Below are 23129 nucleotides of genomic sequence, written 5' to 3'. Positions count from 1 at the left end.
AATGCGGTTTGATCTTGCCCCGCCATCTCCGTACAGCTTTTGTATCTTAAGTTAACGAAGCCCGCTGCCGCCGGTATTCTCTCGGAGAAGTGATATCCCAGCGCGCTGTGCGGATGGTTTTCATTGTAATGCGTGAAAGCTGCTGCAAGGTTTCGCAGGGCTGTTCTCGCATCCGGTTTTGGCATGAACTCGATATAGTCTTCCTTCATCGTCTTCACGAACCGTTCGGCCATGCCATTGCTCTGCGGGCTGCTCACCGCTGTTGTGCAGGGCTCCAGATCCAGTTCTCTGGCGAACCTCTGCGTTTCATGCGCGGTATACGCTGAACCGTTGTCCGTCAACCACTGCACCGCTGTATCGGGTAACCTGTCGCCGAAGCGCTTTTCTACCGACCTCAGCATCACATCCTGCACGGTCGAACTGTCGTAGCCTACAGTGCTCGCAGACCAGTCTATGGCCTCTCTGTCGCAGCAGTCCAGTGCGAACGTGACCCGCAGTTTTTCACCGTTGTCGCAGCCGAACTCGAAGCCATCTGAACACCAGCGCATATCGCTTTCTGCCACCGCGATCCTGCCCTTATGCTCACGCCTCGGCCGCTCTGGTTTTCAATGTAATAACAGCAGGTTATGCTCACACATGATCCTGTAAAGTCGTTTCGCATTTACCGGCGTCAGTCCCTCTGCGCGACGTTGTTTACACAGGATGCCCCACACCCGCCGATAGCCGTAGCTGGGCATATCGCTGATGATGTCGAGGATGTCCGACAGTATTTCAGCGTCTGCTTCGTCATTACGCCGGTTACAGCGCCTGTCCTGCCAGTCGGCAGAACGCTTAATCCGCAGTGACAGCGGCGCACGCGACCCGCTCATGGCGCGGCTGACCTGTGCTATTCCCCGGCCTTTGGCAACAAGGGCGCGTGCGCTATCCATTTTCGTGACTGGCCGTACTCCACGGCTTCTTTTAGGATCTCAACCTCCATCGTCTTCTTACCCAGAAGGCGCTGGAGCTCCCGGACCTGCTTCAATGCAGCTGCAAGCTCAGAGGCAGGAACAACGTCCTCCCCGGCAGCCACGGCGGTGAGGCTGCCTTCCTGATATTGCTTTTTCCACTTAAACAGCAGGCTGGGCTGGATACCGTGCAGTCGTGCGAGATGGGAGACATTCATGCCGGGCTCCATCCTCTGCTGAATAATGGCCATTTTTTCCTGAGGAGTTTTACGTTTACGGACTTCTTGACCTAACAGGATCCCGGTCATATCAAAATTGGCGTTAGTGTTAGACATATATTCAAGCCTATCTCTTATCTGGAGATACAGCTACTGTCTGGTGTTTCAGGGGGATAAATCAGCTTTCGATTTCATGATCTGAGGCATACTTGGGCGAGTTGGTTAATCCAGTCTGGTGTACCTCTACCAGCATTGCAAGAAATGGGGGATGGGAAAGTATCCAAATGGTAAAAAGGTATGCTCACTTATCCCCTGCACAATTGAAGAAACACGCTAAAAACATTAATGTCATACTCGGATTTCATGTCACTAATATGACGCTTAAGGAAGTTACATAAGATGTCATCAACTGTAACTCCTTGTTTTAATTGGTGGGTCGTACAGGATTCGAACCTGTGACCAATTGATTAAAAGTCAACTGCTCTACCAACTGAGCTAACGACCCACTTAAAAAACATCAGAATGGTGGGTGATGACGGGATCGAACCGCCGACCCCCTCCTTGTAAGGGAGGTGCTCTCCCAGCTGAGCTAATCACCCCCGCTGTGTGGAGTCGCATTATAGGGAACCGCCGAAATGAGTCAACGATTTTTCCCGTGAATTTGCGTGTTCGTATTAAATTTAGCCATCCCGGGCGGGTTTTGCCCCGGCCTGAGCAAAAAAACCGCCCGGATGAGGACAGGCGTTGAGGATTCTCCCCCAAGTGGTAGACTATTCCCCACTTTTTATTGTGGGCCGGAAGCGCCATTCCGGCTCTTCGCCCTGCGTAATGAAGGCAATGTAGCTGATGAAAATTAAAACCCGTTTCGCGCCCAGTCCCACCGGCTATTTACATGTCGGTGGCGCGCGCACCGCGCTCTATTCGTGGCTGTTTGCCCGCCATCTGGGCGTAGAGTTTGTGCTGCGCATAGAAGACACCGATCTTGAGCGCTCAACGCAGCCGGCGATCGACGCCATTATGGACGGTATGAACTGGCTCAATCTGGATTGGGACGAAGGCCCCTATTTCCAGACTAAACGTTTCGACCGCTATAACGCGGTCATTGACGATATGCTGTCCAAGGGCACCGCCTATCACTGCTATTGCTCTAAAGAGCGGCTGGAAACGTTGCGCGAAGCGCAGATGGCCCGGGGCGAAAAACCGCGCTACGACGGCCGCTGCCGCTACAGCCATGAGCATCACGCCGCCGATGAACCCTGCGTGGTGCGTTTTCGCAACCCGCAGGACGGCTCGGTGGTGTTTAATGACCTCATCCGTGGGCCGATCGAATTTAGCAATCAGGAGCTAGATGATCTCATCATCCGCCGCACCGACGGGTCGCCCACCTACAATTTCTGCGTGGTGGTGGACGATTTTGATATGGCGATAACCCACGTTATCCGCGGGGAAGACCATATCAATAACACGCCGCGCCAAATCAACATCCTCAAGGCGCTGGGGGCGCCGGTGCCGGCCTATGCCCATGTCTCGATGATCCTGGGCGACGATGGCAAAAAACTCTCCAAACGCCACGGCGCGGTGGGGGTCATGCAATACCGCGATGACGGTTTTTTGCCGGAGGCGCTGCTGAACTATTTGGTGCGTCTGGGATGGTCCCACGGCGATCAGGAGATTTTCAGCGTCGACGAAATGAAACAGCTCTTCAGCCTTGAGGCGGTGAGCAAGTCCGCCAGCGCCTTCAACACTGAAAAACTGCTATGGCTGAATCACCATTACATTAATCACCTGCCGGCCGACTATGTTGCCACCCATCTGGTCTGGCATATCGAGCAGCAGGGAATTGATACCCGCACCGGCCCACAGCTGGCGGCGCTGGTGAAGTTGCTGGGCGAGCGCTGCAAGACTCTGAAAGAGATGGCGGCCAGCTGCCGCTACTTCTATGAGGATTTCAGCGAATTCGATGCCGACGCGGCCAAGAAGCATTTGCGCCCGGAGGTGGCTCCGGCGCTGGAGGCGGCACGCGCCAAACTGGCGGTGCTCGGTGAGTGGACGCCGGCCACTGTGCATGCGGCTATTGAGCAAACGGCGGAGGCGCTGCAGGTCGGCATGGGTAAGGTCGGTATGCCGCTGCGCGTTGCGGTTACCGGCGCCGGCCAGTCCCCCGCCCTTGACGTCACCGTGCATGCCATAGGTCAGTCGCGTTGTTTGACGCGCATCGAAAAGGCGTTGGACTTTATCGCCCGCCGGGCGCAGGAAAGCGCCGGTCAGCCCTGACTTGACGGCTTTTTCAGCGTTTGACCCGTTTGGTGAATTTAGCCGTTGACAGAGTTTGTTGGAATTCATATCATGCGCCCCGTCCACCAGAGACGACATCCGTAGTACGGGGCTATAGCTCAGCTGGGAGAGCGCTTGCATGGCATGCAGGAGGTCAGCGGTTCGATCCCGCTTAGCTCCACCAATTAAAAAACCGGCGTTGGCCGGTTTTTTTTCGTCTGGACATTATGCTGTCGATGGCGTAAGCTGACTGCCTGACTGGGCTGGTCCGACCACGGCCGTCTGTCCGGGGAAAAGGAGAGTGCGGCGTCAGATAACCAGGCCGGCAATGGCGGCGGACAATACGCTAACCAGCGTGGAGCCATAAACCAGTTTCAGGCCGTAACGGGAGACAACGTTGCCCTGATGTTCGTTGAGGCCTTTAATGGCGCCCGCAACAATGCCGATGGAAGAAAAGTTGGCAAACGACACCAAAAAAACCGACAGAATCCCTACCGAGCGCGGTGATAATTCCCCGGCGACTTTTTGCAAATCGATCATGGCGACAAATTCATTCGACACCAGTTTGGTGGCCATTATGCTGCCAACCTGTAGCGCTTCGTGGGCCGGCACGCCCATCACCCAGGCGAAGGGGAAGAAAATATAGCCGAGGATGCCCTGGAAGCTAATACCGAACAACAGGCTAAACGGCGCGTTTACGGCAGCAATCAGCGCGATGAAGCCGATAAGCATCGCCGCGACGATAATCGCCACTTTAAAACCGGCGAGAATATATTCACCCAGCATCTCAAAGAAACTTTGCCCTTCGTGCAGATGACTCATCTGCAAATCTTCTTCCTTATCGACCTGATAAGGGTTAAGCAAAGACAGCACAATAAAGGTACTGAACATATTCAACACCAGCGCCGCTACGACATATTTCGGCGCCAGCATGGTCATATAAGCGCCGACAATGGACATGGATACCGTCGACATCGCCGTGGCGGCCATCGTGTACATGCGACGCTCGGACATTTTGCCGAGAATATCCTTGTAAGCGATAAAGTTTTCCGACTGGCCGAGGATCAATGAACTGACGGCGTTGAACGATTCCAGTTTGCCCATACCGTTAATCTTGGACAGCACGGGGCCAATGATGCGGATAACGAAGGGCAGCACGCGGATATGCTGCAGAATGCCGATTAGCGCTGAGATGAACACAATCGGGCACAACACGTTCAGGAAAAAGAACGCCAGCCCTTGCTTATTCATATTGCCGAACACGAAACCGGTCCCTTCAGCGGCAAAACCAAGCAATTTATCGAACAGGGCAGAGAAACCCTGCACAAAACCCAGGCCTATCTGGGAATTGAGGAAAAAATAAGCGAGCAGTATCTCAATGGCTAACAGCTGAATAATGAAACGGACGCGAACGCTTTTACGATCGCGGCTCACCAACATTGCCAGGAACGCCACCACGGCGAGCGCCAGGACAAAGTGTAAAATGCGGGACATAGTTGCTCCAAAAATGAGGCAGGCAGAATTCGCCGCTTATTCTATGTAACGGTGCAGCTAAAAACGAGTTCTAAGTTGCAAATATAGCAAAATCCTCTCTCTGTGGTGTGATAACCCACCCCACGGCGGGAAATTTATGCATTGGGATTGAAAATGAGCGTCGAAAGGCTAAGTTCTATGCTAGGCTAAAACTTAGCCTGTGCTATATTTTTGGCCGTTAGGGTGAAACGTCGCCGAGTCCGGGCCGTCCCACCGCGCGCACAGATTATGCATTCCTGGCTGCTATCGTAGAGATAAGCAGAATCGCTTTCAGTGCACTTGATAATCATTATCATTTGTATACTATTTCATAAACATGTGAGTTGATAAGGGTTATTGCTATGGTGGACAGCCGTGCTGCGGATAACGCCAATCGTGCAGCGAGAAGAGTAAAGCTTTCCTTACTCGGACCGGCTTTCATCGCCGATATTGGCTATATCGATCCCGGCAATTTCGCCACCAATATTCAAGCCGGCGCCAGTTTCGGCTACCGCCTGCTATGGGTAGTGGTATGGGCCAATATTATGGCCATGTTGATTCAGCTGTTGTCCGCCAAATTGGGTATCGCCACCGGCAAGAATTTAGCTGAGCATATTCGCGATCGTTTTCCCCGTCCGGCGGTGTGGGCCTACTGGGTGCAGGCCGAAATTATCGCGATGGCGACCGACCTGACGGAATTTATTGGCGCCGCCATCGGCTTTAAAATGTTGCTGGGAGTGTCGCTGCTGCAGGGCGCGATAATCACCGGCGTCGTTACCTTTCTGATTTTAATGTTGCAAAACCGTGGACAAAAACCGCTGGAAGTGGTTATCGGTGGCCTGCTGTTATTTGTCGACGCCGCCTATATCGCCGAGTTGTTTTATTCTCGTCCGGTGATAAGCGAATTGGGCGCCGGTATGCTCTGGCCAACGCTACCCAACGGTGAAGCGGTATTTTTGGCCGCCGGCGTACTGGGCGTCACCATCATGACGCACGTCATCTATCTGCACTCTTCGCTGACCCAGAACGGGCGGGTAGGGAGTCGCGCCGAGCGTTATTCCTCCACCAAATTGGATGTGGCGATCGCCATGACCATCGCCGGCTTTGTCAATTTGGCGATGATGGCAAAGGCGGCGGCGGCATTCCATTTCAGCGGTCATACCGGTATTGCTGATTTGGATGAAGCCTATCTGACGCTGTCGCCGTTACTCAACCATACTGCCGCCACGGTGTTCGGCTTGAGTCTGGTTGCGGCGGGGTTGTCCTCCACGGTGGTGGGCACCATGGCCGGGCAGGTGGTTATGCAAGGATTCGTGCATTTCCATATTCCGCTGCTGCTGCGGCGGGTGATAACGATGCTGCCGTCATTCGTGGTTATCATGCTGGGTCTGGATCCGACGCGCATCCTGGTGATGAGTAAGGTGCTGCTCAGCTTCGGCGTCGCGATGGCGCCGCTATTGGTGTTCACCGGTAATCGCCAATTAATGAACGAATTGGTCAACACGCCGCTGATTAAGGCGCTGGGCTGGCTGATTGTGGCGGTGGTCGTCACGCTGAATATTTACTTACTGATCGGCACCGCCATGGGGTATTGACTCAGGCCAGGATGGCGTCGATGTCGGCCAGCTCCCGCTCGCTGAACTGCCGATTGGCCAGCATGGCGACCGCATCGTCAATCTGCGCTGTCTATCAGCACTGATGTCACGCGATCGCCGCGCAACACCCATGCCAGCGCCATTTGCGCCAATTTTTGTCCGCGCGCGACGGCAATTGCGTTGAGACGACGGACTTTCGCCATTTTTTCCTCGGTCAACTGCGCATCGGAGAGAAATACGCTCTGGCTGGCGGCACGCGAGTCTTCTGGTATCCCGTTGAGATAGCGATCGGTCAGAACCCCGCCTGCCAGCGGCGAAAAGGCTATCGCGCCGACGCCGTGGTTGTCCAGACTGGATAATAGCTGCGGCTCTACCCACCGTTCAAACAGGGAATATTTCGGCTGATGGATAAGGCAGGGGGTACCCAATTCGCGCAAAAGATGAAACGCCTGTTCCGCCAGCGGCGCGGGGTAATTCGACAGCCCGATATACAGCGCCTTACCCTGGCGCACCAGAAGGTCGAGCGCGGCCATGGTTTCTTCCAGCGGCGTGTCCAAGTCTGGCCGGTGATGATAGAAAATATCCACATAGTCCAGACCCAAAAGTTTCAAGCTCTGATTCAGGCTGGCCACCAGGTATTTTTTTGATCCCCAATCGCCATAGGGCCCCTGCCACATGGTGTAACCCGCCTTGGTGGAGATAATCAATTCGTCTCGATAAGGCGTAAAGTCTTCGCGCAGAAGCCGACCAAAATTTTCCTCCGCCGATCCCGGGGGTGGACCATAATTATTGGCAAGATCGAAATGGGTAATACCCAGATCGAAGGCATGACGCAGCATGTGACGGCTGGTGTCCAGCAATGTCGCATCGCCAAAATTGTGCCAAAGCCCCAGCGAGACCGCCGGCAGTTTCAGCCCGCTGTTGCCGCAGCGGCGATATTCCATTGTTTCGTAACGGGACGGGCTGGCCTGATATACCATAGAGGTTCCTTACTGTTGGCCAAAAATGTGATGAAAAGACGTCAGAATGACGTGGGCTAATGGTGCGCCAGCAGGTATCTTTATAGAGAGCAGTGAATAACACAAGGTTTATCCGCGCGCGTAAAATGTTAATATCCTGTTAATTTTACCACGGTGACGCACGCCTGAGGAAAAAGAATGAAAACATTAGGATTGCTAGGCGGCATGAGTTGGGAATCCACCGTACCGTATTACCGGCTAATCAATCAGGGCGTCAGCGCCCGCCTGGGCGGCTTGCATTCCGCTTCCTTGCTGCTGGCGAGCGTGGATTTCGCCGATATCGCCCGCATGCAGTCCGCAGGTGCCTGGCAGGAGGCTGCGGACGTGCTCGGTGAACGTGCGCTGGCGCTAGAGCAGGCCGGCGCGCAGGGCATTATACTGTGTACCAATACCATGCATAAAGTGGCCGATCAGATTGCACAGCGCTGCCCGCTGCCGCTGCTGCACATCGCGGATGCCACCGCCGAGTGCCTCCACCGCGCGGGGGTACGGCGGGTCGGTCTGCTGGGCACCCGCTTTACGATGGAGGAGGCCTTTTATCGTGACCGTCTGTCGGCGCCGCACGGGCTGGAGGTGGTCGTTCCGGGTTCCGCCGAGCGACAGCGGGTGCACGATATTATTTTCAACGAACTCTGCCTGGGGATACTACGTGACGATTCCCGACGGGCGTTCAACCAGATTATCTCCGGACTGCAGTTTGAAGGCGTGGACGCTATTGTGTTGGGGTGCACGGAAATCGGCTTGTTGCTCAGCCAGGACCAGGTGTCGGTGCCGCTCTTTGACACCACAGAGATCCATGCGGCGGCGGCGGTAGATTTTGCGCTGGATTAGCGGGGCGGCAGGCGGCAAGAAGGGTATTGCCGGCATTCCTAAATGCTTATCTTGCTTATAGCAATGAAAGATATAGATGTTATAATTGTATTATTAAGAATTATTTAAGCTTGTTATCCGGTTAATGCCTGCCGGCAAGCGGATGAGTCAGTGGAGCATGAAACGAATGACAAATTATGTCCTGGTCGGCGATGTTGGCGGGACCAACGCCCGATTGGCGCTGTGCGATGTGGATACGGGGGAGATCTCCCACATTCACACCTATTCCGGCGATGATTATGACACCTTGGAACGGGTGATCCGCCATTATTTGGCCGGCCAGAAAGTCTCCGTTAAAGAGGCCTGTATCGCCATCGCCTGCCCGATCACCGACGACTGGGTTGAAATGACCAACCATTCCTGGGCGTTCTCGATTCAGGCAATGAAGGCCAGTCTGGGGTTGAATCAGCTCGAAGTCATTAACGACTTTACCGCAGTGTCGATGGCTATCCCGATGCTGGGCGAAGAGGATGTCATTCAGTTCGGCGGCGGTAAAGCGATTGCCGGCAAGCCGGTTGCCATTTACGGCGCGGGCACGGGGCTGGGCGTCAGCCATTTGATCCAGGTTGATAATCGCTGGATCAGCTTGCCGGGCGAGGGCGGCCATGTGGACTTTGCCCCCAACAGCGAAGAAGAAGACAATATTTTGTCGGTGCTGCGTGCAGAGTTGGGACACGTTTCCGCCGAGCGGGTTTTATCTGGCCCGGGGCTGGTTAATTTGTGCCGCGCTATCGTCAAGGCGGACGGCCGGTTGCCAGAAAATCTGCAGCCGAAGCAGGTGACCGAACAGGCATTGGCCGACAGCTGTATCGACAGCCGCCGCGCGCTGTCGTTGTTTTGCGTGCTGATGGGTCGTTTCGGCGGTAATCTGGCGCTGAATATGGGCACCTTCGGCGGCGTGTATATCGCCGGCGGCATTGTGCCGCGCTTCCTGGATTTCTTTCGCGCCTCGGGTTTTCGCGCAGCGTTTGAAGATAAAGGGCGGTTCAAAGACTATTTGCTGGATATACCGGTGTATTTAATTCGCCATGAGCAGCCCGGACTGCTTGGCGCCGGTGCCCACATCCGCCAGCTGATGGGCCATAAGCTTTAGCAGCACGCCGCCTTTGACGCGCCGCGGGCAATGATACCGCGCCGCGTCGGGTCCGGCAATCGCGAGTCGTTTCCTGCGTCTGTCGCAGGCGCCACGATTGCCATCTCCTTTATTCCCACGTCTTTACAGTCCCATCATCAGGCGAAAGGCTTTCACCTTACCGCGGCTGACCGGCACCTCAAAGTCTACATCGTTGAGGCGTAACAGATAGGTGTTATTAAACCAGGGCACTATTTCGCGGATCTTCTCCCTGTTGACGACATAAGAGCGGTTGCAGCGGAAAAAGACCTCTTCCGGCAAACGGGCGCAAAATTCGGTTATCGCTATCGGCATGGTATACACATCGCGGCGCGTATAAACCTGCGTCACCTTTTCCTGGGCGACGGCATAGTAAAGATTATTAATGTCGGTGACGATGATGCGTTCATCTTTCATCAAATTGACCGTGTGAGTGGCGCGGGGACCTTGGTTATTAAGCGCCGCCGCCGTCAGGCGTCCGTGGGCCTCAAGCTTATGCAGCATGGTGACAATACGCTGTTCGTGGTAGGGCTTGAGAATATAGTCGAACGCTTCCAGCTCAAACGCCGCCACCGCATGTTCCTTATAAGCGGTAATGAAAATGATCGCCGGTCGGCGCACGAATTTGCTGATGCTCTGGGCCAATAAAACACCGTCCAGCGACGGAATATTGATATCCAGAAACACCACATCCACTTCATGATTTTGCAAATAACGCAGTACATCCAACTCATCGTCAAACGTGGCGACAATGTCCAGGCGGCTGTGTTTTTCCACCAAATAGCGCAACTCTTCCTGAGCCAGAAACTCGTCTTCAACAATAATGGCTTTCATTCTGTCTCGCTTATCAACCGCGGCAAGGTTGCTTACCTCAGGCGGCCTGTTTGCGGCCGCCGGGGGTCAAGTAAAACCAAATTTCCGTGCCGGGCTCCCGGCGACGAATGTGTAAATCTTCTCCGTATAACAGTGCTACCCGCTGGTGCACATTTAATAACCCGATACGCCGCGACGGCAGTTCTTTGCGTCGTACCTGCTCAATCACCGCCTCGCTGATGCCGCTGCCGGTGTCGGAAACTCGAATACGCTCGCCCTCGGCTTTGATGGCGATAACCACGACACCATTACCGCGGCACGGCTGAATACCGTGGACGATGGCGTTTTCCACCAACGGCTGAATGAGCAGACTGGGGAGCGTAAACGATAATTCCTCGTCAATATCGTAGATGACGGTGAGTTTACTGCCAAAGCTCGCCTGCTCGATGGCGATATAGTCCTGAATTTGATACAGCTCTTTTTTGATGTCGATTTGTTCGTCGTTCAATTCCAGGTTATAGCGTAAATAGCGGGACAAATTAATGATCAACTGACGCGCCGTGTCGGGCTTGACGCGTATCGACGAGGAAATGGCGTTCAAAACATTGAACAGGAAATGCGGATTGATTTTACTTTGCAGCGCGCGCAGCTCGGCGCGGTCGGCCATTTCCCGCAGTTGCTCGATGCGCGACACTTCGATTTGGGTCGAAATGATTTGTGATAACCCAACCGCCATCATCTTCAGCGAGTTGGTAATTTGGTGAGCGTGGCAATAGTAGATTTTTAGCGAGCCGGTGACGACGCCTTTCTCCCACAACGGGATGATGATTAGCGAGTTTATTTGCGGCGTGCGGTCCGCTTCGTCATTGTTTTTGATCGTAATCTTGCCGCTGGCAATCGTTTCGCGGGTTGTTTCGCTGATAATTTCATGGCCGATATTGTAGCGTTAGGCGCCCACGCCAACATAGGCCAGGATATGGTGCTGATTAGTAATGGCGACCTCATCTGCCTTAATATCGGTTCGTATGATATCGCAAACGGTGGTCAAGGATTCGCTATTGATATGACGAAAGTAGGGCAGGGTTTTATTGGCAATGTCCAGCGCCAGTTTCGCCTGACGCGCGGCAATGACTTCTTTCTCATTTTCAACGCCCTGTACCAGCAACACGATCAGACCGATGCTAACGGCCCCCAGAATCATCGGCAAGGCTATCTTGGCGACAATATTCAGCCCCAGCTCCGTAGGTTCGGCCCAAACCACCACCAGCAGCATGGTGAGGGATTCGCACAGCATACCGCCCAGGATCCCTGTGCTCCAGCGGCGTTCCTTCTTGACCCTCAAATGAATGTAGCCAGAAACGATGCCTGCCACCACGCTACTAATCAGGCAGGGGACCGACGTCGGGCCGTGGATATCGATGACGAAGCGATGCAAGCCGGCGACTGCGCCGGTAATGATACCGACCCAGGGGCCAAAAAGAATGCCGCCGGACATGACCGCAATAATGCGAACGTTAATTAGCGACCCTTCCACATGGATACCGGAATAGTTACTGAAGATCGCAAACAGACAGAAAATGGCGGTAACCGCCATCTGTTCCTGGCGACTATGCTCTTCGGTTTGCAATAACTGACGGAAGCGGCGGGTGCGGGTCAATAAAAATAGGCAGATGAGCATTAACGCAGCGCGTTCATACACCGCCAGCAACATTTCAAAAATTTCATTCACAACGGTTATCCGGCCAATGGCAGACCCTTACTATAGGCAAAATGTGATCTCTGTTCCATAACTGAGGCCAAAGTCACGGTTATAAGGTTAGGATCGAAGAGAGCTAAAGCGCTTTTACGCCAGAGTTTTGTCGAAAAGAGGAAACTTGAGTAAAAATTTAAGTAAATTTTTGCAGCGGGTTTTTCGGTGTTTGCGCGCCATAATGCGCTGTAAAAGGAGATGGACTGACAATATATTTCCTTTATTTCCTCTTTTATTTATACATATCGTTACTTTCCCGTCAAGGGATGGCCTGAACAGCCTAAAATGCCTGATATGTGATGGGATGCAATGGGTTGCGTGGGATGCAATGTGAGGGGGCTGCTGCGATGCAGCGCAGTGCGGAGGCGGCGCTTGCCACCGTAATAAAACGCGGCGCTCGCCCCTTATTGAACGCACGCCGTTTATTGACCGCACGCCACCTGACCTGGCCCCGCCGCCACTTGTGCGTTATCGCCATCAAGAACGCGCCTTCTCATAAGCTGAACCCGCTGATGGTTGCCGCTTTAACTGCAGACGTTATTATGCGTCGTCGGCCATCCGGCGCCGCTGCGCATCAATAGCCGCCATAATTCGGCTGCCTCCCTCCCGGAAGAGAACCGCGCTGGGAAGCGCCGGCGACAGAAAAAGTGCCTGCCCCCTCGACAGCCGATAACGAATGAGATAATTTCATTGATGGCCCCGCTCAGGGGCAGCGTCGCTCGGACGGTCCGGGCGCTTACGTCATCAGAGGATATTATGGCTGAATTCGGTTCTGCACGCCGCTTTACGCGCATTGAACGTCTTCCTCCCTATGTGTTTAATATTACCGCGGAATTGAAAATGGCTGCGCGCCGGCGCGGCGAGGATATTATTGATTTCAGTATGGGCAATCCAGACGGTCCTACACCGCCGCATATTGTGGAGAAGTTATGCACTGTAGCCCAGCGGGAAGATACCCACGGTTACTCCACCTCGCGCGGGATCCCGCGTCTGCGCCGGGCTATTTCTCGCTGGTATGCGGATCGTTATGCGGTTGACATCGACCCGGAAAGCGAGGCGATTGTCACTATTGGTTCCAAAGAGGGGCTGGCGCATTTAATGCTGGCGACGTTGGATCACGGCGACACCGTGCTGGTGCCGAACCCCAGTTATCCCATTCATATTTACGGCGCGGTGATCGCCGGTGCTCAAGTGCGCTCCGTGCCGCTGGTTGAGGGCGTAGATTTCTTCCGCGAGTTGGAACGCGCCATCCGTGAAAGTATTCCCACGCCCAAGATGATGATCCTCGGCTTCCCCTCCAATCCCACCGCCCAATGCGTCGAGCTGGATTTTTTCGAGCGGGTCGTAGCGCTGGCGCACCAATATAACGTGTTGGTGGTTCACGACTTGGCTTATGCCGATATTGTTTATGATGGCTGGCAGGCGCAGTCCGTTATGCAGGTACCGGGCGCCAAAGATATCGCGGTTGAATTTTTTACACTGTCGAAAAGTTACAATATGGCCGGCTGGCGTATTGGTTTTATGGTCGGAAATCCGGCGCTGGTCAACGCGCTGGCGCGTATTAAAAGCTACCATGATTACGGCACGTTTACGCCACTGCAGGTGGCGGCTATCGCCGCGCTGGAAGGCGACCAGAGCTGCGTGCACGCTAGCGCCGAGCAATATCGCCAGCGGCGAAATGTGCTGGTGCGCGGGCTGCATGAGGCGGGCTGGATGGTGGAAAACCCCAAGTCATCGATGTATGTTTGGGCCAAAATCCCCGATCATTACGCCGCGCTGTGATCGCTTGAGTTCGCGAAAAAACTGCTGGCCGAGGCAAAAGTATGCGTCTCGCCGTGGATCGGTTTCGGCGATTACGGCGATACCCATGTCCGCTTCGCCTTGATTGAAAATCAGGATCGCATACGGCAGGCGGGGCGCGGTATCAAAGCCATGTTTCGTGCCGACGGCGTACTTAAGACGCCGGCGCTGAAGCAGCCGGGTACCGTTAAATCGCCTTAACGGCGTAGAAGGCTAGCTAGCGGCGCAGGATGTCGACAATCATCACCCCGTGGTCACGGGGTGAAACTCGCGGTATAGCACTTCGCCGCGCCGCGAGTTTGCTGATTATTCCAGTAACAAGAAAAATGTACCTACACAAGCACAGCATGAATGAAATTCCCATCATAAAATATTTCACTGTACCAATTCCTTACTATGACCACGCAAGCCTAGATACTGCAGTGGCAGAGGGTTTAAGGGAGGTCATCGACAGCGGCCCGCCGGCGCATCCTGATCCGGGTATTGCGCGTGGGGACGCGTAACAGGATCGGCGCATAATGTACTCCTGAGTCCAGGAAAAATTCAATAGATTCAGACGGCTGCAGCCCGCAATTTGCAAAAAAAGATATTCGCGCGTTGCGCTATGTGATTATGCTGCTGCGGGCGCTGCCGCCGTTATTTCCTGTCAGCTCGACGTCGGACCGATAGGCAGGCATCAAGGCGTAAAGTATTTCAGCCCGGCAATGCCGGCGATGAGCAGGCACAGGCTGATAATGCGCCCGGCCGTCACCGCTTCGCCCAGTAAACTCATGCCTACCAGCGCGGCGCCAACGGCGCCGATACCGCTCCATATAGCGTAAGCGGTGCCTGCCGGCAGGGTTTTCATGGACCACGAGAGCAGCAGAAAGCTAAGGCACAGGGCGCCAAGGACCATCAGGCTGGGGAGGGGGCGGGTAAAACCGCGGGTATATTTTAACCCGATGGCCCAGATGACTTCAAATAGGCCGGCAACGAAGAGTATGAACCACTGCATTGGACGTTTCCCGTATCGATCGGGTCGTCCCGCAGAGTCAGACTGGCGCCCATGTCGTCCTGTGCGCGATGATAACGTCTGCAGCTTAGCATATCATCCTCCGGGACAGCAACTTTGCCCAGCTGCGGCCAGGCCGAACAATTCGGCCACCGGCGCCAGCGGCGAACCCGCACAACGTTTTGGGCGTGAGTGTCTGAACAGTAAAAGGTAGGCAGGGGATGATGAGTACAAATTCAAAAGTCAGGGGATTTGCGTGAGCCGATTTCGCCGTGAAGCGAAATCGGCCGGAAGGACAACCTGTGCCGAAACTGGCGACTGACAACGGCTCCTTAGAGCGCTACGTCGTCTACTTACCGCACCTGGCGTTTGTTCGCCAGCTAACGGTGATTGCGCTGCGAAAGCACTACACTACTGCGGGCGATAGGGCTCAATCAGGGCACAGAGGGGCAAGGTCAAGAGTTGCGCCCACCACTACCACTATGGCTGTGTTGCCCACCTTTTTTACCGGCTTCAGTAGCCTTTTGCGGATCGTTTTTAAAATTGCCGCCACTGGAGCTGCTACTGCTTTGCCCGCCCTTACGACCGGCATCAGCTGCTTTCTGTTTATCTTCTGCGAAGTTGCCTGAACCGCCACGATGTTCTGCCATGGTTACGCTCCAACTTATATAAGGAAATCAACAATTCATCGTATCCCAAAAAGGCGCTGTTAATAGTCTATTTTTGGGATTCATATTGATGTGGTAATAATGCGCCGTCCATCAATATTATTAATGATAGGTAGGGGATAAGAGGTTGTCAAATTTATCTCAGGCCTTTAAGAATAATATCAGAATATGCTTTAATCCATTGATTGGTATGGTTTTTTAAGGTCACTATTTTAATTACTCAGTATAATCAGACAATTAACGCAGTAGATGATGATTAACAAATTTTAATAAATAGTTACGATTGTGGAGTCAAAAAATTTGGCTTTCTGTCACCGAAAGAAATGTCTCACAAGAAAACAATTGGTTAAAGTCATGAGAACAACTTAGGTTACGTTTATGTGTTATTTCGCGCGCTGACAGCGTGGGTTAAAAATATGGTCGTTAGGTTATCGTCGTCCTGCGCCATAAGACAATAGCAGCCGCAGCTTGAAAAAGAACCTCCCCAGTGTAATGCGGCTAATCGCGGCGGCTTGTGGCTATACAGGGTGGCACGCCAAACACTTAGTCAGGCGTAACGAGTCTGTCAGTCATTACACTGGTTGGTAAACACATCGTGGCCATGAGGACAAACATCTCCGGCATTTGGCAAATTGAACAGGGTCCCCCACAAGCCGCTGCAGCCGGTCAACAATACTACGGTGATAAGCAGCCAACATGCTTTCATCCCTTATCCTGTAGTCTTTGTTATCAGATGCAGCATAACACGTGACGCTACACGCCACAGCCTATTAACGGCATTATATATCAGCCAATAAAAACCAATTGTTGATACCGCCCCCGTTTTTTGCACATGCGACACTAGTCAGGGCGCTTAGGGGTGATGATGGCGAGTTTGTGAAAATGAATGGCGTCACGCACCCGCTGGGGATGTGTCGTGGTGGCGAAATCAATGCGGTTTCGATCGAAAAAAAATTGCCCGGCGTGGCCGGGCAAAGGCGTGCATATTTACACGGCTAGAAGGGATGACCCGAGCAATTATCCTATCCACAACAACGAGGAGAAGCTCTCAGGTATTTCGCCCATTTCATACCGGCGCCATGTCCGTAATACTTACGTCAGATAGAGTCTACGTCGGCAACACCTCTGCCGCCGATCTGTTTCTCGCAAACGACTGCAGACACAGTCAGCGTGCAGGCTGTATTATGTGCTAATAACGACGTGGCTTGATAAAATAATTTAATTGAATAAAAAACGATTCGGCACATGACCAACGGGGAATTATAGAGATAATTTAAATTAACACATCGACAGACGCCGCGATAGGCGCAGGTGTGCGTGAGCTCGCAGCTTCAATAAGCCTCAAAAAAGGTATCCCTTCCGTGCTGGCCGAAATACCATATCGCATCGAGTTCAGCGAAATCCATGGCCAGGGTGCCATCGTCAAACAGCAGGCTGGTTTGCCCCGTAGCCTTAAGTATTTTCGCGAACGCTGTGGTCGTCACGCAGCGTTTTTTTAATTTCAATGCGGGCTTCATAAAGTAGGCGTTGTTTATAGATGTGAGCGTAAACTACTTTTGACATATTACCTCCCATTGCGATGAAAAAAGGAGTTTACGGTCAGCCTAGGGAAAGCAGCTTGCAAAATCCGCCGGCGTTTGCGCGCAATAAGTTATTCTGGAAGGGGCTTTCGACCCGTCATTTATGATGACAGGCACGCAGGCAGGCACGGCATTCAGGCACTCACACATCCTGTCGCCACGAGGCGCCCCCCCAGTCTTTGAACTGCTGTACCGCGCCGGGTGTCTGAGCGGGCAATATAGTGAGCCCAACGCCTGCTTCGCGGATAACGCCTTAGCGTGCGGCAGAGATAACGGCCGGCGCGCAATCCGAGATGCAGCTCTGGCAAGAGCATGGGTTAAGCACCGCACAATACCACAAAGCGTCAACAACACCAACCAAAAACTTGGCTAATAAGCGTAAGAGCCGCCGGCATCACCCGCGCAAAAAAGATGCAATGGCACCGCTGACCCAGCATCGCCACAGTCAGAACGTCTATAAACAAGATGTACAATACGCAGCCGGTGGTCGTTGTATTTAAGGGAAAGAGGTAACCGCACCTGGCAAACTTTGGCACCAAATAGTCCAACCAGTGTACCATGACAACAAGCTATTGTGCCAGCCAAGAAATTTAGCACTATTTTACGGTATTTCAAACATAACCAGTTTACCTTCGTGCCCTGAACAACAAATAATCTTACAGCATTTTCTACGCTAATTTTGTACGCCATCGAAACTGATTCTCTACTCCTTCTTGGCGAATCAGTCCCAAAGGGGAGTAAGCGTAATAACAGAGGGCTTGGCATTATCGAGCTCTAATTATTGGAGCGTATTTTTCCTTTGTGCGCACAATAATGCTCGGCTTTTTGCCATCAGTGCTGGAAATGGGAAATCAAGGCCATGGGTAAGATCCCCGAAGCGCGTCACGGTCATAAGAGGGTGTGACAATGATTTCCTAACCTACAAGGCTAACTTCGGCACTACGGACCTGAATGTTGAATTCAGGCGCCAGCTGTGACCACGGACAAAGAAACTCATCATCCGTTCGCCCAGAGCCCAGAACCCATCGGGGATATTGACAAAATCAATGCAGCCCTGATTAATATTGCTATTACGCGAAGCGATGAGACGAATATTACGGGGTGCGTGTGGATGAACCCTATAAGAAGTAAGAGGCATGTGCTTAGCGAATCAAGAATGAAACTTAATCGTTTTGTGTCAGGGGGTTGCCCAATCATGAGCGCCCATAGCAATAATGAATATGATAGCTTAACTCCCCAGCTGAAAGAGAAGAGTTACAGAGGTGACATATTCAGTTAAGAATATTTTTCGATAAAGCGAGGGCATCAATAATAATATAATAGATCGAACCGTACGGCATACCGCGTGGGGAACAGGGATGCAGACCAATCTGGCTGTATTTCTTATGACCAGGCCACATGCAGGGGGATAATCCAACGGCCAGGAAGCACTTCACGACGCAGATACTCTGCTGGCTATGCCTGTATTCCCTTTAAGCGAAGCAAGTTGCGTTGCGGTTTATTATATACCAACATCGCTTATCTCTCTCCACCAAGACCGTCTGTCTGAGCCTTGATTGGCCATACTAGTATAGTGTGAAGCGTCGGGCGGTCTAATTATTTATGATTAATGTGAGGCGAAATTATGGAACGTAAATCAGACAAATCGCTTGCGCAAAGTTGGCATGCTGATTATTTTGAATTCTCCTATCTGTATCAGCGGCATAGCCTGGCACCCGCATTTACTCTTTTTTACCGCATCACGGGAATGCGGAATACGCATGATGACTTGGTACAAATGATGGATGAAAAGATGCTTATCAACAATATACTCGAGAAGATAGGTTTGCGGAGATCGGTACAGGTCAATTGTTTTATTGAAGCTATGCGGTGTCGCTTGAAAATAAAATAACGGTGTTAAGCACTGTCCCGCCCAGGTATGTGCTTCAACAGAGCCTTTCAGCAGGTTACGAAAGGCTCTGATTATTGTCAGACATGACGGGTTATTTTGACCGCAATGACGGTCATAACCACGGCATAGGCAACGAAAGCAAAGACTACAGCCATAATTACACCTCATAAAGTTGCAGACTTATTTTAGCGCTGTAAACCTGGATGCATTGAACAAAAAATGTCACACGCCAACGATAAATGTGACGCAGTTAATGAAACGAGAAAAGCCATAGCCCCGCGGTCAATGCGCAGCACTCTGGGACAAGGGTTGTTGCAGGCACCCGCGTTCTTAGGCATGCAACCATACGACTGCCCTTGTAGAGCTGGTACAGTTGCATTAAGTCTTGCAAGGCGGGGAGGGTTTAGCCATTACCGCAGCCCGTGGCTGCTCCTTTGCGGCTGAATTTTTATCGCAGCGCGTTGCCTTTAGCAATGCTATTTGCCATCCAGACAGAACCGGAGGCGATATCTCGAGGACAATTTTCCCGAATAAAAGTGATTGCGTGCTAAATGTGTAATTAGCACCACCGGTTGTCTTGCGGTTAGTGCAGACGTTGTGCCTAAACCGTAACCAGGCAGGGGCCAGCCTCTGTTCCCACCTAGTGTCAACGCAGCTTATAATGTACTTTATTGCCATGCCGGATAAATTTGACTAATTAGCTGTGCTTTGGTTTTGGCTTTAATTCTAGGTCTTCGGCAGGACAATGTTCAATCTACCCTGATCGAATTTCACCGACGCAGGCATTGGGGAAAAGCTCTGTGCTTTACCTACCATGCGCAGCCCTTTTCAAAATACTATCACCCGATCGAAGCCAGAAAAAATTGAGCGAGAGAGGGTAGCGAGCTTCTGAGAAAATACGCGGAAGCGTAAAGGTGCGTATTAAACCTTTTATAGCCGCTGATAAGCGTTGACTGAACTTTTGGCCTGCCTTTGTCAGGCGAGCTTTAGTTTAAACTCAACTTGAAAGGTTATATTCTGCTACAGCGTGCATATCCCCTGCTATTAGCGGATGGCAAAGTCCGCTTTAGCGGGCAAACACTGGGTATGTGGAAGATATCAATTGATTTAGTGTATTACTTTTTGGCGTCGTCGGGCAGGAAGTGATACATACTCAATTACCTTTACACATTAAAGTTAAGGTTGCAATGAGGGAGATCACGACATTAAGCAGCCCGCTCTGGTCGGGCGGGCTTACAGTGCATAAATTTTTTCATCGTAGCTATCAACAGAAATTGACTCCCTCCCGGAGGAGCTTTTTAGGAATATAACTATTCAGACCCACGTTATGACAATATTAGATCAGACCAGTGAGTGAATTGACGCTTATCTTCTCGTAGATCTTGAATAATCAATTTTCAACTGTTCTGTGTAAAATTCCTATTTTAGGTGCAATCTCCTTTGCCGGTATTTTCTGTATGGCGTAGAATATCAGCTCTAGCTCTTTTTCGCTAAAAATGTCTACTGGCGGGGTTAAAGTAATAACCGAAGGCTTGATGTTTTCAAAGAAATCGAAGACTGAAACAAAGCTTAGTTTTTTGGCGTAATAAATAGTGCCGATAACTTCATTTTGAGTGTTAAATATGGGGAACTTAGGGCAAAAATAGGGCTCTAATTTTGGAATGCTACCATAATAGGTATTCGATATGATTCCAGCGCCCTACTTGCTACTTTCTGCTTTTCTATCTTGTGCAGAGAATTCTTGCCCAAACTCTGACCATTTACAAGGAAATTCAACATCATTTTTACCCTGATAACTAAATCCCGGCGGTATACTCAAGAAATCTTCGCAGGCTTTATTTAAATATACATGCTTTGACTCCTTATCTCTTATGCACCACGGTAAGGTCGAGTGTTCAATCAACCCAATAAGAGGAATGTCGTTAATAGATTTGAAGGTTAAGTGTCCATTGCTGGCTATCTGTTCATTCTCCATAATATCACCTAAAAACTAATGTTAATGATTAACTATCTCACGACCATAATAAAGAGTATAGAGTAAGCTGTCCCTAAATTTTTAGAGACTAAATAGAATGACTTTCCGTTAAATGTATTGGACGCTATCTTATGATCGAGAATGAACCGTTCGGCGGTTCAGGCTAGCGGCAAAGAGGCATCGGCTATTTTCTGACGCGGGCGGATAAACAACCAAGGGAACATAGTTGGCCAGTCAGTGACCGCTATAGCACTAAGTGTGTTAATGGTTGTATTCGGGCGTTATCGAGTCCGCTTATAACTGGCGGTTAGCAGTGCATTAATAGGTAATCCATCACCAACAAAAATCGACGCCTTCTCTGAGGAGTTTTTTAGGTACGTAATTATTTAATCCAACATTATGGCAATATTTTATAAGTCCATTTAATGAATTTACTTCTGTTTTATTGTATATAGCCAACAATCTGTTCTCTACTGTCCTATGAGAAATGTTCAGCTTTGTTGCAATCAGCTTCGCAGAAATATTTTGAATGGCGTAAAAAATAATTTCAAGCTCTCTGTCAGTGAAAATGTCTACCGGAGGATTAAAACTTATAACGGAAGGTTTCAATTTATCAAAAAAATCATAAATCGAAATAAAATTAACTCTCTTGGCATAAAAAAGCGTTCCTGTTACCTGATTTTCAGAATCATAAATTGGAAATTTATGACAATACCACGGTTCTAGAATTGCGTGACGAGTAAAATATGATGTTGTGATTATCTCAGCACCATCTTGACTGGACTCTGCTTTTCTATCGTGGGCTCGATATTCTTGTGCCATCTCTGACCATGGGGTAGTGAAATCTTCATCTAATCTACCCTCGAAATCAAACCTGTCAGGAATGCGTAGAAAATCTTTTGCGGGTTCATTTATGAAAGCAAATCTTGACTCTACGCTTTTGACGGCCCAAGGTATTTTTGATTTCTCAAGAAATGTTAATAGCGGTAATTTTTCAATTGAATAGTTGCCTTAATCTGAAAATATATTTTTCACGATTGCCTCCTGGCAAAAGCCTCCATTACCATCAATAAATATACATATTTATTGATGCATGTAAAGAGTATGCTTCCCCAATTAAGCATGATGGAAATATCAGATTATCAAGGTAAATATTATCGAGAAAATATTTGAAGTCAAAACGGATCGTGTGTCGGGAGGAAGGGCTTGAAGGTGAGTTACAGAGGAGGGTGAGTCTAACGGCGCGTGATGATTGTCTATGGAAGTGAACGATCGTTTCAGCCTATCTGAAATATCAGCGTACCATTGCATCATTCCTCTGCGCATGTTCAGATACGGAGGATGCTTTAAGATCCCTCTCACATTGTTGCGATCTACATGTGCTGGTCGCCGCTCGTTCAGGTCCGGGTCAAAACCGTGCTCATTAAAATGGTGATCATCTGGTGTCTACATCCGTGTCCGCTGGTGCGGCCTGCAAAGCCAATGCGCCTTATCATGCCAAGGACTGAATTTTTACTCATCGGTTTCGTTTTGTCACTTCTTCAGGGAAAAATAAATTGACAGTGGCCGCAAATCAGCTTCAGTTGCAGTAACAACACTATGGCTTGGGTGGACAGTTGAACCGTGTGCGGTCTACGAAACTTCAGTAGCTCTGCCGGGATCTCCCAAGTCGCGTTGCCAAAATTGACCAATGTCCATTTTGGATAGCGCAGCTTTTCCTTTCCGTTAAGAAAGATTTTTAGCCGCCACGACTGATTGCCTTTTGGTGTCACGTGCAAGAACAAGCCGCCACCAGCCGCTATTTTATCGTGTTTGTGCTTGTGCTTTAACGTCTCAACCTACCTGGCTGCCAGTGGCATCTGGGGAGTGACCTGACAAGGAAAAAAATACCCCCGATAAGATCCTCGCTTTGCGGTTTATTGGCAGTTATTTGAATTTAGGCCGGTTGAGTTCAAACGCTGGCATGGCAACGGTTGAGCGGGGAACGCTAGGTTGGTTTAGCTGAGTATAGTGGAGGATGGTGTCCCCGACAGGAATCGAACCTGTAACTAGCCCTTAGGAGGGGCTTGTTATATCCGTTTAACTACGGAGACACGTAAGCGGCGGCCAGTATAG

The 23129-nt window shown here is 51.1% G+C and carries 13 protein-coding genes, 4 tRNA genes and 5 pseudogenes; 8 read left to right on the top strand and 14 right to left on the bottom strand.

Annotated elements, in window-relative coordinates; all coding sequences use genetic code 11:
• Positions 1-46 precede the first annotated feature (46 nt).
• Positions 47-1255, bottom strand: a pseudogene (locus JZM24_RS04685) (IS3 family transposase).
• Positions 1256-1348: 93 nt separating this feature from the next.
• Between JZM24_RS04685 and JZM24_RS04680 the strand changes: the two are divergent.
• Positions 1349-1563 (top strand): annotated as a pseudogene (locus tag JZM24_RS04680) (tyrosine-type recombinase/integrase); the annotation flags it as partial.
• A 31-nt stretch (positions 1564-1594) separates the two neighbouring features.
• Here JZM24_RS04680 and JZM24_RS04675 read toward each other — a convergent pair.
• A tRNA-Lys gene (locus tag JZM24_RS04675) sits at positions 1595-1670 on the bottom strand.
• Between the two features lie 18 nt (positions 1671-1688).
• Positions 1689-1764, bottom strand: a tRNA-Val gene (locus JZM24_RS04670).
• Between the two features lie 247 nt (positions 1765-2011).
• Between JZM24_RS04670 and gltX the strand changes: the two genes are divergently transcribed.
• A complete protein-coding gene (gene gltX / locus JZM24_RS04665; RefSeq protein WP_215668781.1) occupies positions 2012-3439 on the top strand; it encodes a glutamate--tRNA ligase in 1428 nt (475 codons plus the stop codon).
• A gap of 108 nt (positions 3440-3547) precedes the next feature.
• Positions 3548-3623, top strand: a tRNA-Ala gene (locus JZM24_RS04660).
• A gap of 125 nt (positions 3624-3748) precedes the next feature.
• Here the strand turns inward: JZM24_RS04660 and JZM24_RS04655 are convergent.
• Positions 3749-4933 carry a NupC/NupG family nucleoside CNT transporter gene (locus JZM24_RS04655; RefSeq protein ID WP_215668779.1) on the bottom strand — a complete coding sequence of 395 codons (1185 nt, stop codon included), beginning with the start codon at positions 4931-4933 and terminating at the stop codon, positions 3749-3751.
• Positions 4934-5313: 380 nt separating this feature from the next.
• Between JZM24_RS04655 and JZM24_RS04650 the strand changes: the two genes are divergently transcribed.
• On the top strand, positions 5314-6546 hold the full coding sequence (locus JZM24_RS04650; RefSeq protein WP_215668777.1) for an Nramp family divalent metal transporter: 1233 nt from the start codon (positions 5314-5316) through the stop codon (positions 6544-6546).
• A 1-nt stretch (position 6547) separates the two neighbouring features.
• Here the strand turns inward: JZM24_RS04650 and mgrA are convergent.
• Positions 6548-7526 (bottom strand): annotated as a pseudogene (gene mgrA / locus JZM24_RS04645) (L-glyceraldehyde 3-phosphate reductase).
• 177 nt (positions 7527-7703) lie between these two features.
• On the opposite strand from mgrA, the gene JZM24_RS04640 reads away from it, so the two are divergent.
• A complete protein-coding gene (locus JZM24_RS04640; RefSeq protein WP_215668776.1) occupies positions 7704-8396 on the top strand; it encodes an aspartate/glutamate racemase family protein in 693 nt (230 codons plus the stop codon).
• A gap of 166 nt (positions 8397-8562) precedes the next feature.
• The gene (gene glk, locus JZM24_RS04635) at positions 8563-9528 is read left to right on the top strand and encodes a glucokinase (RefSeq protein ID WP_215668775.1); all 966 of its coding nucleotides are present in this window, start codon (positions 8563-8565) and stop codon (positions 9526-9528) included.
• A gap of 123 nt (positions 9529-9651) precedes the next feature.
• Here glk and JZM24_RS04630 read toward each other — a convergent pair whose 3' ends face one another.
• Together JZM24_RS04630 and JZM24_RS04625 are read right to left on the bottom strand one after the other, a co-directional pair.
• On the bottom strand, positions 9652-10380 hold the full coding sequence (locus JZM24_RS04630) for a LytR/AlgR family response regulator transcription factor (RefSeq protein ID WP_215668773.1): 729 nt from the start codon (positions 10378-10380) through the stop codon (positions 9652-9654).
• 37 nt (positions 10381-10417) lie between these two features.
• Positions 10418-12088: pseudogene (locus tag JZM24_RS04625) on the bottom strand (LytS/YhcK type 5TM receptor domain-containing protein).
• Positions 12089-12865: 777 nt separating this feature from the next.
• Here JZM24_RS04625 and alaC point away from each other — a divergent pair.
• A pseudogene (gene alaC / locus JZM24_RS04620) lies at positions 12866-14110 on the top strand (alanine transaminase).
• A 475-nt stretch (positions 14111-14585) separates the two neighbouring features.
• Here the strand turns inward: alaC and sugE are convergent.
• The 4 genes from sugE to JZM24_RS04600 form a co-directional block, all read right to left on the bottom strand.
• Entirely contained in the window at positions 14586-14903 is a 318-nt protein-coding gene (gene sugE / locus JZM24_RS04615) for a quaternary ammonium compound efflux SMR transporter SugE (RefSeq protein WP_215668772.1), read from the bottom strand.
• Positions 14904-15355: 452 nt separating this feature from the next.
• Positions 15356-15550 carry a con-10 family general stress protein gene (locus tag JZM24_RS04610; protein ID WP_215668770.1) on the bottom strand — a complete coding sequence of 65 codons (195 nt, stop codon included), beginning with the start codon at positions 15548-15550 and terminating at the stop codon, positions 15356-15358.
• 583 nt (positions 15551-16133) lie between these two features.
• The gene (locus JZM24_RS04605; RefSeq protein WP_215668769.1) at positions 16134-16274 is read right to left on the bottom strand and encodes a hypothetical protein; all 141 of its coding nucleotides are present in this window, start codon (positions 16272-16274) and stop codon (positions 16134-16136) included.
• 625 nt (positions 16275-16899) lie between these two features.
• Complete coding sequence (locus tag JZM24_RS04600) at positions 16900-17073, bottom strand: hypothetical protein (RefSeq protein WP_215668767.1); 174 nt, start codon at positions 17071-17073, stop codon at positions 16900-16902.
• Between the two features lie 1699 nt (positions 17074-18772).
• Here JZM24_RS04600 and JZM24_RS04595 point away from each other — a divergent pair.
• On the top strand, positions 18773-19039 hold the full coding sequence (locus tag JZM24_RS04595) for a hypothetical protein (RefSeq protein WP_215668765.1): 267 nt from the start codon (positions 18773-18775) through the stop codon (positions 19037-19039).
• A gap of 1699 nt (positions 19040-20738) precedes the next feature.
• On the opposite strand, the gene JZM24_RS18385 is transcribed toward JZM24_RS04595, so the two are convergent.
• From JZM24_RS18385 to JZM24_RS04580, 3 genes are all read right to left on the bottom strand, one after another.
• Entirely contained in the window at positions 20739-21014 is a 276-nt protein-coding gene (locus JZM24_RS18385) for a chorismate mutase (protein WP_246579878.1), read from the bottom strand.
• 333 nt (positions 21015-21347) lie between these two features.
• Positions 21348-22013, bottom strand: a complete 666-nt coding sequence (locus JZM24_RS04585) for a helix-turn-helix transcriptional regulator (RefSeq protein ID WP_215670007.1) — start codon at positions 22011-22013, stop codon at positions 21348-21350.
• Between the two features lie 1019 nt (positions 22014-23032).
• Positions 23033-23107 (bottom strand) — tRNA-Arg (locus JZM24_RS04580).
• Between the last annotated feature and the right edge of the window lie 22 nt (positions 23108-23129).

The sequence above is a fragment of the Candidatus Sodalis endolongispinus genome (assembly GCF_018777395.1).
GTDB lineage: Bacteria > Pseudomonadota > Gammaproteobacteria > Enterobacterales > Enterobacteriaceae > Sodalis_B > Sodalis_B endolongispinus.
The sequence above is the reverse complement of the archived record's forward strand: the minus strand, read 5'-3'. Positions and strand labels throughout refer to the sequence as shown.

Bases quoted from the DNA above. Each gene is read 5' to 3' on its own strand.
- gltX (WP_215668781.1), top strand. From the start codon at position 2,012: ATGAAAATTAAAACCCGTTTCGCGCCCAGTCCCACCGGCTATTTACAT.
- JZM24_RS04655 (WP_215668779.1), bottom strand. From the start codon at position 4,933: ATGTCCCGCATTTTACACTTTGTCCTGGCGCTCGCCGTGGTGGCGTTC.
- JZM24_RS04650 (WP_215668777.1), top strand. From the start codon at position 5,314: ATGGTGGACAGCCGTGCTGCGGATAACGCCAATCGTGCAGCGAGAAGA.
- JZM24_RS04640 (WP_215668776.1), top strand. From the start codon at position 7,704: ATGAAAACATTAGGATTGCTAGGCGGCATGAGTTGGGAATCCACCGTA.
- glk (WP_215668775.1), top strand. From the start codon at position 8,563: ATGACAAATTATGTCCTGGTCGGCGATGTTGGCGGGACCAACGCCCGA.
- JZM24_RS04630 (WP_215668773.1), bottom strand. From the start codon at position 10,380: ATGAAAGCCATTATTGTTGAAGACGAGTTTCTGGCTCAGGAAGAGTTG.
- sugE (WP_215668772.1), bottom strand. From the start codon at position 14,903: ATGCAGTGGTTCATACTCTTCGTTGCCGGCCTATTTGAAGTCATCTGG.
- JZM24_RS04610 (WP_215668770.1), bottom strand. From the start codon at position 15,550: ATGGCAGAACATCGTGGCGGTTCAGGCAACTTCGCAGAAGATAAACAG.
- JZM24_RS04605 (WP_215668769.1), bottom strand. From the start codon at position 16,274: ATGAAAGCATGTTGGCTGCTTATCACCGTAGTATTGTTGACCGGCTGC.
- JZM24_RS04595 (WP_215668765.1), top strand. From the start codon at position 18,773: ATGGAACGTAAATCAGACAAATCGCTTGCGCAAAGTTGGCATGCTGAT.
- JZM24_RS18385 (WP_246579878.1), bottom strand. From the start codon at position 21,014: ATGGAGAATGAACAGATAGCCAGCAATGGACACTTAACCTTCAAATCT.